This window comes from Mesorhizobium sp. M0139, assembly GCF_040322455.1.
In the GTDB taxonomy this organism is placed as follows: domain Bacteria; phylum Pseudomonadota; class Alphaproteobacteria; order Rhizobiales; family Rhizobiaceae; genus Mesorhizobium.
In genome coordinates, this window is record NZ_JAMYTN010000001.1 from 459,571 (window position 1) to 472,887 (window position 13,317).

At 63.0% G+C, this 13,317-nt stretch carries 8 protein-coding genes and 1 pseudogene; 3 read left to right on the plus strand and 6 right to left on the minus strand.

From position 1 onward, the window contains the following. Positions 1-16: 16 nt before the first annotated feature. Positions 17-2,239 (plus strand): SAM-dependent methyltransferase, encoded by a 2,223-nt coding sequence (locus tag NKJ58_RS02235; RefSeq protein ID WP_352519406.1) that lies wholly within the window; start codon positions 17-19, stop codon positions 2,237-2,239. A gap of 20 nt (positions 2,240-2,259) precedes the next feature. Here the strand turns inward: NKJ58_RS02235 and NKJ58_RS02240 are convergent, their stop codons facing one another. Beyond that, on the minus strand, positions 2,260-2,925 hold the full coding sequence (locus NKJ58_RS02240) for a redoxin domain-containing protein (protein ID WP_502902263.1): 666 nt from the start codon (positions 2,923-2,925) through the stop codon (positions 2,260-2,262). Beyond that, positions 2,899-6,150: pseudogene (locus NKJ58_RS31470) on the minus strand (adenylate/guanylate cyclase domain-containing protein); the annotation flags it as partial. The pseudogene NKJ58_RS31470 and the gene NKJ58_RS02240, both read right to left, overlap by 27 nt. A gap of 289 nt (positions 6,151-6,439) precedes the next feature. Between NKJ58_RS31470 and NKJ58_RS02250 the strand changes: the two are divergent. Beyond that, positions 6,440-8,203 (plus strand): adenylate/guanylate cyclase domain-containing protein, encoded by a 1,764-nt coding sequence (locus NKJ58_RS02250; RefSeq protein WP_352538738.1) that lies wholly within the window; start codon positions 6,440-6,442, stop codon positions 8,201-8,203. Between the two features lie 20 nt (positions 8,204-8,223). Here the strand turns inward: NKJ58_RS02250 and NKJ58_RS02255 are convergent, their stop codons facing one another. The 3 genes from NKJ58_RS02255 to NKJ58_RS02265 form a co-directional block, all read right to left on the minus strand. Further along, complete coding sequence (locus tag NKJ58_RS02255) at positions 8,224-9,567, minus strand: hypothetical protein (protein WP_023824391.1); 1,344 nt, start codon at positions 9,565-9,567, stop codon at positions 8,224-8,226. A 29-nt stretch (positions 9,568-9,596) separates the two neighbouring features. Continuing rightward, complete coding sequence (locus NKJ58_RS02260) at positions 9,597-10,118, minus strand: GNAT family N-acetyltransferase (RefSeq protein ID WP_023685080.1); 522 nt, start codon at positions 10,116-10,118, stop codon at positions 9,597-9,599. Between the two features lie 137 nt (positions 10,119-10,255). Beyond that, positions 10,256-11,077: a hypothetical protein gene (locus tag NKJ58_RS02265; RefSeq protein WP_023824392.1), complete on the minus strand. Its 822-nt coding sequence runs from the start codon at positions 11,075-11,077 to the stop codon at positions 10,256-10,258. A 301-nt stretch (positions 11,078-11,378) separates the two neighbouring features. Here NKJ58_RS02265 and NKJ58_RS02270 point away from each other — a divergent pair, with 301 nt between their 5' ends. Next, positions 11,379-12,794, plus strand: a complete 1,416-nt coding sequence (locus NKJ58_RS02270) for an adenylate/guanylate cyclase domain-containing protein (protein WP_023824393.1) — start codon at positions 11,379-11,381, stop codon at positions 12,792-12,794. A gap of 15 nt (positions 12,795-12,809) precedes the next feature. On the opposite strand, the gene NKJ58_RS02275 is transcribed toward NKJ58_RS02270, so the two are convergent. Further along, positions 12,810-13,289: a class I SAM-dependent methyltransferase gene (locus NKJ58_RS02275; protein ID WP_023672134.1), complete on the minus strand. Its 480-nt coding sequence runs from the start codon at positions 13,287-13,289 to the stop codon at positions 12,810-12,812. Positions 13,290-13,317: the final 28 nt, after the last annotated feature.

Sequence of the window (13,317 nt, forward strand, 5' to 3'; positions counted from 1 at the left end):
GCGCAGGTAAGACGGCGTGGCGCACAATCCCTCGGGTTCAATTTCGGCGAAAGGCGGCACCGCATCCGAAGCGCTTGCTTGGCTGGCGTTGCGGAACGCCGCGTCCGAATGCGGCTCAGGCTCGCGCTTGATCGACCCGCGGCCCCTGCGCGCGCTCCCGGCGGGACGCAAGTGGGCGCATGAGATTGCCAAGGTGATCTTCGATGGCCTCATGGCAGGAAGCCTGTCGGTGCCGGCGCAATTGGCTGCCGGATGGGCGAGGTTCGGCAGCGCAACCACCGCGTTGATCATCGAACTCGGCAAGATCTGGGACAATCCCGCAGCGGCTCGCCGCGTCCAGTACCAGCTTGAGCAAATGCTTCTCGAATCCGACGATCTTGCCACGCCGCGCAGGCTGGCGCGAACGCTCGGAATTCGCGTCGACGCTCGCAACCCGACCGCGACCGAACTGCCGGAAGGCATCGATCAGATCTATGCCCATCTGATGCTGGATGGCCGGATCGAGGCTGTCGTGCAGTTCGGTGCACTCGGGACGGTGACAAGCGATCATTGGATTGAATTGATCCTGGATGTAGTGCCTGCTGAGCGGCTTGCGGGAGGATCGCCTGCACCGCAAAAGGGCGCCGGCGCGACCACGTCAAACACGCCTGCAGCCGAGGCATCGTTTGCCATGGCGGGAAGCGAGCCCGATCAGGACAGCCACTTCGGCAAACTCGCGCAATTGGCCGCACAGGCGCATGACCTGGTTCGGTCGAGCGCTGAACCGTCAGAGCCTGTTGCGCCGCGCCGCGCACGGGTCGCGGACAAGCACGACAAGGATCGCACGGCGTTCTGGAACAGCTATTTCGCGACCGAGGATCCGTGGAACTACGGTTCGTCCTATGAGCAGGAAAAATACGAGCGCCAGCTCGAAATCCTGCCTCCCGGTCCCATCGGGCGGGCGCTCGAGTTGGCCTGCGCGGAGGGCCACTTCACGCGGCAGCTGGCGCCTCGCGTCGGCCATTTGACCGCAACCGACATTTCCGCCATAGCCGTCGGGCGAGCCCGCGCCCGATGCAACGATCAGCCGAATGTCGAGTTCGGCGTACTCGATTTCGCTGCCGACACGCTGCCGGGTGAGATGGATCTGATCGTCTGTTCGGAAGTGCTCTACTACCTCGATGATCTCGCCGAGCTACGGCGCATCGCCAGGAAATTCGCCGAGGCGTTGGCGCCTGGCGGCAGCTTCATCAGCGCACACGCATTCGTGCTGCGTGACAATGTCGAAAAGACCGGCTTCGACTGGAATACATTCGGCGCCCAGGCGATCTCCGAGACGCTGGCGGCGACCGAAGGCCTCGTCCTCGAGCAATCGATCCAGACCGAGCTCTACCGCATAGACCGCTTCCGCCGCCTGTCGCCGGGCGATGTGGCGACGGACCCGGTGATCGATCATGTGCCGATCCGCGCGCCCATCGAAATCGGCGTCGCGCGAAATATCGTCTGGGGTGGGGCGCGAGCCTTGCGCCGCGACGTCGCACGTAACGAGCAGCGCCGGCATATCCCTGTCCTAATGTATCACGGCGTTGCCGATGAAGGTCCGGCCGCGCTCGCTCGCTTTCGGCTCACGCCCGCCGCATTCGCCAGCCAGATGGGATGGCTGCGCGCCAATGGCTTTCACGCCATTGGCTCCGAGCAGCTGGAAGCATCCATCGCCAACCGTCAGCCTTTCGTCGGCCGCCCGGTGCTCATCACCTTCGATGACGGCTTCCAGAACTTCGCCGACCGTGCCTGGCCGATCTTGCGCGCCAACGACCTGACCGCGGAAGTGTTCCTGGTGACGGACCTGGTGGGCGAAAGTGCAAAGTGGGACACCGACATCGGTCCGCCGACGCCGCTTATGGGCGCCGGGACGGTGCGACGCCTCGCTGCCGAAGGCGCCTTCTTCGGCAGCCACATGGCGACGCATCGCGCCATAGATGGTCTGTCGAGCGCTGACCTGGCCGCCGAGCTCCTGCGCTCTCGTCTGTTCATCGAACGCTGGACCGGCCGGCCAACCAGGGCGTTCGCGGCCCCCTTCTCCGTCACCGACCGACGGCTTGGCCGGCTGGCTAGGGAGTGCGGCTATCGAGTAGGCTTCGGCCGCAGGCACGGGCCGGCGGACCTCCATAGCGATCTCATCGACCTTCCGCGCATCGAGATTCGCGGCGACCGCTCGCTCGATGACTTTGTCGCCACTGTCGAGGCCGTGCTCGGATAAACGGTGAACTTGTCAGTTCATTATTGGGCGACTTGCGACACGGCTGACATCAGCTCCTTCGGGTTTGGGGCGCCAAACATGTATCGCCCACCCTCCGGGACCTCCGTGAAGCTCCAGCGGACGATCCCCTGCCGGTCCAGCAGGAACTGACCAACCAGTTGTCCGTGTCCCGTGGCCATCATCTGCTCGTCGGCTTCGGTCAGTTCGTAGTGGTCCTTCTTGTCGAGGATTGCGGCGGCTGTCATCGGATCCATGGGACCGGGCAATTCGCCAGGTATGTCGACCCGCATGTCCTGTGCCGCTGCCATCGCGACCTTGTACGGCCAGTTCGTCTCGTTCTCGGTGAATTCGAGATTGGGCAGTCCAAAAGCACGATGTGAAGCGCGTTCCGGGTCCGACGCCGCAAGCAGGTTCGGCATTGGATGGTAGCGGAAATAGAGCCGCGCCCGTTCGATCGGCGTGTTGACCACCGTCAGGCTCTCCACGCCCTTTTCGCGCAGCTCCGGATCGAGACGCGCCTGAGCGGCGATGTGGCGCCGGCAAAACGCACAATGCAGACCTCGAAACAGGCCGACCAGCACCGGTTTTTGCCCGCGAAAGTCGTCAAGCGCAATCTTGCCTTCCTGGGTAATGGCGTCGAGTATCAGGTTCGGCGCTTCCGGGTCGAGCCCGTGCTGGGCGCATATACCCTGCGCCAGGGAAAAGTAGCGTTCGGCCTCGGCCAGATTGTCGAGGTCGAGATTAAGCGTTGCGAGTCCATCATAGCACGGAAACAGAAGTTGGGGCTCGCCCGTTTCGCGGGCTACCTCCAGTGCTTCGTGGAACAAGCCGATCGCCAGTTCCGGATGGCCGTTGCACTGGTGGATCTGCCCAAGCACGATCAACGGCACTGGCAGGTGCTCGCGCTGGTCGAGCGCCCGGTCAATCTCGATGGCCTTCTCGGCAGCAGGCACGCCCTCCGTTGGACAGCGATCCGTGAAAGTACAACAAGCTACCGCCAGATTGGCGAGGAGGCGCGCCTGGAAACCCAAATCGCCAATACGGCGCGCCACTTCAAGACCGCGCCGACAGACCTCCATCGCCTTCGCCGGATCGATGGTCGTGTAGAGCACCCCGAGATTGGTGTAGCCGCGGCAGGCCGCGCCCAGCAGACCGGCGGCTTCGGCCAATTCAATGCTGCGCTCAACCTCACGCACGGCTTCATGGTTTCGCCCAAGGCGAGCCAGCGCAACAGCCTTGGTATTAAGTGCCTCGGCGGTCACGAGGGTGGCATCATCGGAGACATGTTCCGTTGTCAGAGAGCGTACGCAATCCAGCGCCGCGTCTGCCCATTTTGCCGCGAGAGTGTGATCTCCGCTGCGGAACGCCTGTCGGCCACGTTCTTGCCAGAGATGCGCCTGCTCGATCGGGGCATCCGCTCCATCGAGGAGCGCTGCCGCTTCAGCGTAGCGCGATTCCGCGTCGTCCCGCTTGCCCACGTCCCAAAACAGCCGACCGATCTTGCGCAAAACGCGCGCCGCCGCGACACGATCGGCTGACTCGCGATAGGCCTGCAGCACCGCCTCGTAGTGGCGGTGTGCAATCTCGCGGCGGCCTGCCGGGCCGCTCAAATCGGCAATGCGCTCTGCAATTGCCAGTTTGAGCGGTGTTTGCCCGATCGCGCCCAACGCAGTCAGTGCTCGCTCGTAGAAACGAAGGGCGTCGTCATTGGCGTATATCATGCGAGCGCGATCTCCCGCCGCCTGCAGGTAATGCGCGCCCCTCTCCCGCTCGGCGCTCTGAGCGAAATGATGACCGAGCACGGCCAGATCCTCGAACCGTTCCGGCTTGTCGCCGCACAGTTGCTCCAGGGCGGCACCTACCCGGCGGTGGATGTCGGTCCGGCGTTGCAGGAGCAGATTCTGGTAGATCACGTCCTGCAGCAATGTTTGCGTAAAGCGGTAGCTTTGCGACGAGACCGAGCCTGATCCGGCAACTTCCTCGATGATTTCCGCATCGCAAAGCAGTTCGCAGCCCGCTTCCAGTCGGCCGGGGTCGGCTGCCACGGCTTTCAGAAGCGTGGCATCGAAGCGCGGGCCGATTACCGCGGCTTCCTGGGCCAACCGGCGCACCTCTTGCGGCAGCCGGTCGACGCGAGCAAGCAACATTGCCTGGATCGTGGCGGGGATGCCGGTTGCGACTTCGCCTGCCACGGTCCGCCATTGCTGGCCATCGCGCACCAATACACCGCGATCGATAAGGCCGCGAACGATCTCCTCCAAGAAAAGCGGGTTGCCGCCCGCGCGCTCGAGGATCTGGTCGAGAAGCCCTCCTGCGGCGTTTACCCAGCTCTCGCCGAAAAGCGCCGCCACCAGGCGGCGTCCGTCATCGCTGTCGAGCGGCGAAAGCCTGAGCGCTGTGTGGCTGACCCGACTTGAGTCGAGTTGGTCGTTGTCCGACGCCGGACGATTCGTGACCAGCAACATCAGCCGCGTGCGTTCCAGTCTGTCCATCACGAAACGCAGTGCCTCGAGCGAGACGGAGTCGGCCCAGTGCAGGTCTTCGACGACAATCAACAGCGGCGACAACGCAAGCCGCCATTCCATGATTGTGCGGACCGCGTAGAGAATTTGCCGCCGCAGCTGCTCGGGCTCGACATGCTGCAAGGTGGCATCGGGGTCGCCGAGGCCAAGCACATGGTAGAGCAAAGGCATCAGCCGCTTCGCCTCCTCGCCCTGCAGGCCGAGATCGGCAAGCAAGGCTGCGAGCTTGCCCCGCATTTCGTCCCCATTGTCGTTTTGCATCATCCCGGCAGCGCTGCGCACCACTGCACCCAGGGCGCCAAATGATTGTTCACCCAGCGGTGAGCACGTGGCCTGCCGCACGGCGACGTTGCGAAAACGATCCTCGTCGCCGACGCGGGCGACGAACTCCTTCACCAACCGCGACTTCCCGATACCGGCTTCGCCGACGATGCGGACAAGCTGGGCCGAGCCGCCGCACGCCAAGTCAAGGCTCGCCAGCATTCTGTTGAGCTCCGCATCACGACCTATTATGGGCGCACTGAGGCCGAGCGCCTCGAGCCCGCGCGCTGCACGCGGCGCCGCAAGCGGTGCATCCAGTCGGTGGACGAGCACACTGCCAGCCTTGCCGCGAAACACGACATCGCCCAGCGACTCGTACGAGAAGGCATGCCGGGTCAGCCTGTGCGTGAGTTCGCCCACCAGCACCTCACCCGGTGCAGCCAGCGATTGCAGGCGTTGCGCCGTATTCACCGTGTCGCCGGTCACCGAATAAGATTTGGCGGTGCCGATGCCCAATCCGCCAGTAACGACCGGACCCGTGTTTATGCCTATGTGGAGCAGCAGCGGCGAGCCGGAGTGGCGGGTGCTTTCACCGAGCCGCGCCGTCCGGGCGATCATGTCGAGAGCGGCTCGAAGCGCACGTTCCGGATCGTCCTCATGCGCGACCGGCGCACCGAACAAGGCGAGCAGAGCGTCGCCGATGAATTTGTCGACGAAACCACCAAAGCCTTGCACGGCCGCCGTCAATTCCTTGAACAGTTCGTTCTGCAGCGCCTGCATGACCTCGGGGTCGAGCTGCTCGCTGAGTGTCGTGAAGCCGCAGAGATCGGCGAACAGCACCGTTACCGTTCGTCGATCGGCGTCGGAGACGGAATGCGGCCCCTCTTCGCTTTCGATGTTCGGCGACGGAGCTCGAGAGGGCTGCGCAATGGTGCGGCTTGGTGTCGGAGCAGGCCGTTCGGCAGCTTTTGCGGACGCACCGACGCTTGCCCCACATTTAGGACAGAACTCGAAATCAGGTGCGCAGGCGTAGCCGCAACTGGCGCATGGCACGGGCTGGCGGCGGCCACACTTCGGACAGAAGGCGTAACCGCCCTCGATCTCGAAACCGCAGCCCGAGCAGTTCATGGACACCTCACCAGAGCATGATGCCGAAGAGTGTGAAGCGGTTTTCGGACGACATCATGCTCTATCTCTTTGACCTTGGGCCATGACCCGTGATCTCGCCACGCTCGTCACGGCCGGGGTATTCACAAGGATGAACCGATAGTCGTCAACCGGCAAGCGGCAGCACAAATGGGCATCGGTCTGGGTTGGCGGTGGAGCACTGCCGATACGGGCGGCTGCGTGGCCGTGATTTGCGAAAATTCCCTCGTCCCGCCGTCTTCCTGCTATGATGGAGATGAGGAGGCGACCCATGAGCGAGAACCGTAAGCTGGCCGCAATCCTGGCTGCAGATGTGGTCGGATACAGCCGGCTCGCGAGCGCGGACGAAGATCGTACCTTGGCGCGGTTGCGAGCACTGCGCAGCGACCTGATCGATCCGATCATCGCAGTGCACCACGGGCGGGTTATCAAGCGTACCGGAGATGGGGCACTGGTTGAGTTTCGCAGTGTGGTCGATGCCGTGCGCTGCGCCGTTGAGATTCAAAACGGTATGGTTGAGCGCAATGCCGGCGTACCGCAGGAGCGCCGCATCGAGTTCAGGATAGGCATCCATCTGGGCGACGTGGTCGAAGAGAGCGATGGCGACCTGATGGGTGACGGCGTCAACATCGCCTCGCGTCTGGAGGGCGTTGCGGCGCCCGGCGCCATCTGCCTGTCCGAGGATGCCTATCGCCAGGTCAAGGCCAGGCTTGACCTCTCGGTCAGCGATCTCGGCAGCACACAGCTCAAGAACATCGCCGAGCCGATCCGGGTGTATTCGCTGCAGGTCGGCGCCGGGGCCAAGGCGGCCGCGACCTCGCAAACCCCGACGAGCCCTCCGGCTGCGGCAGCGCCGCCGAAACTGTCGATCGCCGTGCTGCCGTTCGCCAATATGAGCGGTGATGCCGAACAGGACTACTTCGCCGACGGCATCTCCGAAGACATCATCACGGCGCTGTCCAAACTGTCACAGCTCTTCGTCATCGCTCGCAATTCGTCCTTCATCTTCAAGGGCCAGAACGTCCATGTGCAGGATGTCGGCACGAAGCTCGGCGTGCGCTATGTCCTTGAAGGCAGCGTACGCAAGTCGGGGAACAAGGTACGCATCACCGCGCAGCTCATCGATGCAATCTCAGGCGGCCATCTTTGGGCGGAGCGGTTCGATCGCGATCTGACCGACATTTTCGCCGTGCAGGATGACGTGACGCAGCACATCGTCGGTGCACTGGCGCTCAATCTGACCGAGGATGACCGTCTGCGGCTGGCGCCCGAACACCAGCGCAACCCGGAGGCGTATGACTGTTTCCTGCGGGGCCGGGAGCTATGGCACCGGCTGACGAAGGACACGAACGTCGCGGCCCGCGAGCTCTTGCAGCGGGCCATCGAACTGGACCCGAAATTTGCCTCTGCCCACGCTTTCCTAGCCCTCACGTACGGGCTCGATTACCTCAACAGGTGGGGTGCGTCGGACTCGATGGCGCAAGCGGAAGAGGCAGCAACGCGAGCGGTAACGCTGGATGACAGCGATCCCTGGGCGCACTGGGCGCTGGCATCGGCCAAGCTTTACACACGACGGCACGATGAGGCCATTGGCGAGGTGGAGCGCGCGATAGCCCTCAATCCGAACTTCGCCGAAGCGCACGTCGCCCGCGGCGAGGCGCTGTATTATTCGGGTAGGCCCGCGGAGGCGCTAGAGAGTTTCGCCCGGGGAAAGACCTTGAATCCATACTTCCCGGATGTGCTTCTGCACTTCCAGGCTTTGGCATCGTTTCAACTGGGAAGGTACGAAGAGGCGGTCGACCTCTTGCTGCAACGGCTGGCTCGCAACGCTGTCACCGACCTCTCGCGCGCGCTTCTGGCCGCCACCTACGGCCATCTGGGCCGTCTGGAGGAGGCCCATACGGCATGGCAGGACCTGCTTCGCGTCAATCCCGCCTATTCGCTGGAACACCGCCGCAAGGTCTTGCCTTACAAGAACCCTGCCGATTTCGAACTCATGGTCGAGGGGCTCCGCAAGGCCGGTGTGGTGCAATGACGGGCTAAAGCCCGGCCGGATCAGAGGCGTGAGGCCCGGCCGATCTTGCGCCATCGGGGGTTTTCGCGAACCGGTTTCAGGTCGTCGGTCGTCTCGGCAAATGTCCGCAACCGGTATTGCCGGAGCAGGTCCGGGAAGAGCGCCCCTTCCGGCAGGCCGGCAAGCTGCTCGCGGACCGAGATCTTTTCATCGATGACCCGCATGCCCCAGGCATTTTCCCGAACCTGCAGCTCGGCGGCCAGATCGCGCTCTTCTGGCGCGTGTTCATCCAGCGCAGCCAGCAGGATCGAGTGGAAAAGCGCGACATAGCCAATCTGTCTCAGGCCGCCCACAACCCGCACGCGCGGCAATATGGCAAGGGCAAGGAACATCAGGAACAAGTCCGGCAAAAGCATGCCGTCCAGCAGTGCCTGCTGGAGATGCGGCCGCTCGAACGGGATGGAAAGACCATGCGGCCTGTCAGGCTCGATCAGCCGCCCGTTCTCGAGGACGAGCTTGCGCACGCGCTGCTCGCGGATGCCCCAGAAATAGGCCGTGGCATTGGGCAGGAACCTGCCAAATGGGCCCGATGCGGCTTCTTGCAAGGCATGGTCGAGACGCCGGCGCCTTGCGGGCTCGAGGAGCAGCCTGGAAAGGAGGCTGCCTTCATCTTCCAGATGCCGCGCCACGACAGTCGCGGCCAGCCTATCATCGACGAAAACCGGCCGGGCCATGCCGGAACGATCCCAATCGGCGACCAAATCCTCGTTGAGTTCTGTCAGCGCATCGGCGGCTGTTGCAAATACCTTGCCCTGGCTGGCAAGCAGCGTGCCCAGCCAGCTTCTGGCATCCGTCTCATTGCCCACCGTTTCGAGCGCGCGCCCGTTGAGGGTAACGGGACCGGCCGCGCAGGCGCTTTTGCGGCACAGTTTGTGGCGCCCCATGCCAAACAAATTGACCTTGTCGTCGCCGACATCGAGCCATCCCGGCCCCTCCCGGCCGGTTGTCTCCATGGTCATCGTCGTTCCCATGAAGCCGAAAAAAGCCGACAGCCCGTTTTCGACCGCGCCGAGCCAGGCAAGCAGCAGGGCATCGAAGGTGATGCGATCCATCAGAAGCAGGCAGTGCAGGCCGGACTGGATAACCGGTCTGTGGTCGAATTCGTCGAGGGCCTTGTCGATCGCTTCGGGCTGCATGATCGCACCGAGGCGCTGCTGCAGGACGTCGCGCAGGATCGAGCGGGCAGCGATCGACGGGGCCGATCCAGGCCTTGCCACCGGCCGCCACAGATGGCGGGCATAATCGGAAACCGGCGCATTCCAGTTCTGCTCGATGTCACGCACGACCTCCGGGCAGAGCAGCGACAGCACGGCCAAAATGTCCACCGGAGGCGCAGGGGCAGGGACGGCGGTCATCAGAACCGCAGCCGGGCCATGCTCAGGAGGTCGTGGTACTGCCCGTCGGTAAAACCGGCCTTCACATGCCGTCCCTCGACCTCGAAGCCGTGGCTTGTGTAGAGACGGATGGCCGGTTCGTTGTCGGCATAGACAGTCAACTCGACCCGCTTCAGGGCGCGCCAGTTGTCGGCCACGTCAAGCAGCGCGCCAAGGATGGCAGAGCCGATGCCTCTGCCGACAAAGCCATCGTCAAGGCCGATATTGATCTCGCCGATATGCGAGCGGCGCGGCGAACCCTGCGCGACCAGGCTGCCATGGCCGACAACCTTGCCGTCCAGCTCCGCAACGATCCAGGTGGTTTCCGGGCCGGACTTGGCGATGCGCCGCTCCACCTGCTCCACCATCTCGAACGGCATCCTGAGCGTGCCCCAGCGGAACCCCGGCATATTGAAGATAGCGCACAGCGCCTCGGCATCGCTTGGCCGGACGGCCCGGAGCTGCGGCTGGATTTTCTCGGATAAGGAGGTCGTGCTGGTCATGGCTTTCCCGCCTAACGCAATTTCAGGAAAAGTGTGAGCGGTTTTCCGTCCGGAATTGCGTCAGAACAAAGCGACAGAGGCAATATGCCCGGCACGATGCACCGGACGTCACCTGAAAATCCAGCCGTCTCTGCGACCTATGCCGATTGCGCGGCAAAATGCCGGGGGGCGGCGCAGAGTTTGAGGATACCGCTGATGCCGATCCAGCCGAAAAGGGCGAGCCAGCACAATGTCCCGGCCGCCGTCCAGTCGATCCGGTGCACGGCAGCGTCGGTGATGAAGAGGCCAAGAACAGCAAGCAGGCCAACCAGAAACTGCGCCAGGCCGAGCACCAGCAATTCCTCACGCGGTGCACTTCTCCAGACGAGATAGGTGCCGCCGGCGCCGGCGAGGAAGATGGCGCTGTAGACCTGGGCGTGAAAAGCATCGATCGGCCATGGCCAGAAGCCACCGAATGTCAGGGGAAACAGCAACAGGCCGACGCCGTAGAGCCCCAGGACTGCCATTTCCGCCGGTAGGTAGGCGCGCCATGCGGAGTTCAAGATCACGCCTTTTGCAGAAGGGCGAGCCCTTGCCAGCCACAGGAACAGCCCGGATACCGCGGCTGACGCAAGATAGACCAGAAACCAGAGCCAGGGGGCTTTGCGCTCGAAGTTGAAATAGCCAAGGTTGATGAACGAAGCCGCCGACACGATGACGGTGAAGATGAAGGCCATGACCAGCACGAGCCTGCCGGGCGACCAGCGATTCCAGACCAGCAGCGCCGCCATCACTGCCATTTCGGCGGTGTAGAAGCCGCCGAGGAAGCGGGCATTGAACGGCGTGACGGCCCAGGGCCAGCGCGGCTTGACCAGCGCGGGCGCGAAAAACAGGCCGGCCCCGACGATCAGGACGATGATGACCCCCGCCGAGAAAAGGCGCAGGGCCGCCGGAAACGGCGGGTTGTCGCGTGTCGGCATGGAGAAAACCCCAGAGATGAATGCCCCATGGGCTATCATAGTTTGGAATTCAACAAATGGAAATTGACCTGTCACCAGGCTTGTCCATTCGAATGGCCGTACGGTCCATTTCGCAGTATGATGGAGCGTTCGGGTCGAAGATCGGTCCGGCCAACACGCCTAGAGCCGGATGATTTCAGGTCTGTCCGACCTGAAATCTGAATCCGCCTCTAAATCAGGAAATAGAGCATGATGTCGTCCGAAAACCGCTTCACACTTTTCGGCATCATGCCCTAACGGCGCAATTTCCGGAGCCTGCACGATGACCGAAGCTCAGGATCTGTTCTCGCTTCTGCGGCAATCGACCGATGTCGATCCGCAGGCAATCGACGCAATCCGGCAAACCATCGCCGAGGGCAAGGACCGCGAACTTTGCCGCATCAATGCGCTGGCCTTCGCCAGCAAGCATGGCCTCGACGAGGAATGCACCATAAGCGCCTTTCTCCATGCGGCGCGGGTGGGCATCTTCGACATTTCCTGGAATGTTCTGTGCCCCGGCTGTGGCGGCGTGCTCGACACCAACGCCACGCTGAAAACCATGCAGAAGGACGAATACACCTGCGCGCTGTGCTCCCAGGGCTATTCGCCGACACTCGACGAGATGGTCGAGGTGACATTCACCGTCAGTCCCCGTGTGCGCAGGATTGCCGCCCACAATCCACACGAACTGCCGTTGGTGGAATATTACCGCCAGATCTACTGGGCGTCCGGGGCCGATCTGCCGGACGAGGATCTGGCGGAAAAGATGGAAGCGTTCTCGCTGGAAGATATCGAGCTTGCGCCCGGTGAAAAGGCGGTTCTGCACATCCAGCTTCCGCCCCAATTTATCATCGTCTTCGAGCCGGTCACGCATTCGGCCCAGTTCATCGACGCGAAGGGCGAACCGGCAAAAGAGCGGCGAAACCTCTCTCTGGCCTTCGACCGCGACCATGTCCAGAGCCAGACGCTGGAGATGCAGCCCGGCCCATTGCGCATTTCGCTGGAAAACAGGACCGACACGCGCGTGCTGCCGACGGTCTTCATCGCCTGCCCGGTATTGCATGATTTCCTGGGCAAGCGCCGGCCCTTCGTGACCGCCAAGCGCCTGCTCACCAACCAGACGTTCCGGGATCTCTATCGCACGGATACGCTCGACATCAACCAGCGCCTGAAGATCACCAGCCTGACCTTCCTGTTCACCGATCTGCGCGGATCGACCGAGCTTTACGAGCGGGTGGGCGATCTTTCAGCCTTCGATCTCGTGCGCGAGCATTTCCAGGTTCTGCACGAGATCGTCGCGGCGGAGGCAGGCGCGGTTGTGAAGACGATCGGCGATGCGGTGATGGCGACCTTCGCGACGCCTGACCGTGCGATTGCCGCGGCGCTGCGGATGCGCGACGCCATGCGGGCGCTCAATGACAAAAGCGGGCGCGAGGACCTTCTGCTCAAGATCGGTGTTCATGCCGGCCCCTGCATAGCCGTGTCCATGAACGAGCGGCAGGATTATTTCGGCCAGACGGTCAACATTGCTTCGCGGGTCCAGAACCTCGCCAACGCACAGGCGATCTTCGCCACGCGTGCGGTGGTCGACGATAATCTCACCGCCGATCTGTTGCACAGGAACGCGCTGACGCCGGTGCCGCACGAGGTCTCGCTGCGCGGCATCGAGCGGGAGATAGCGGTCTATACGATCCCCTGAAGAGTTCTCTACCGCTCACACGCGCTTGCAGAGGAAATAACGGTCGGCGGGCTCCGAAGTGGGCGCCGGGAGATGTTGCAGCAGCGGGTGATCGAGCGGCGTGCCACTGACCGCGAAGCCGCCGACGCGAAGCAGGCTCGCAATCAGATCGGGAAGCCAGGTAGCGGTCACTGCATCGCGATCGTCATAGCCGGTGCCAATGTCGGCATGAACAAGGGCGGCTTCGATGCCAATGAACTTGCGGCCCGTCTCGCGTATTTCGCCGAGCACGAGGTTTTCAGCTTCGGGAATTGAGCTAGTGTGCGCGCCAACTTCGCGGTCGAACACCACGATCCGGCGCCCGGGCAGAAGCTCGCGCAGATGGTGGAATGTCCGGCCATTGCCGAGGCCGAGCTCAAGCACAAGCCCCTCCATCTTCGCCACCTCGGGGCAGATTCGATTAAGAATGTCGCGCTGCGCGGTCATCCTGCTGATGAAATTATCGAGGCGACTCATATGCGATTGTGTGTCCTGAACCAGATCA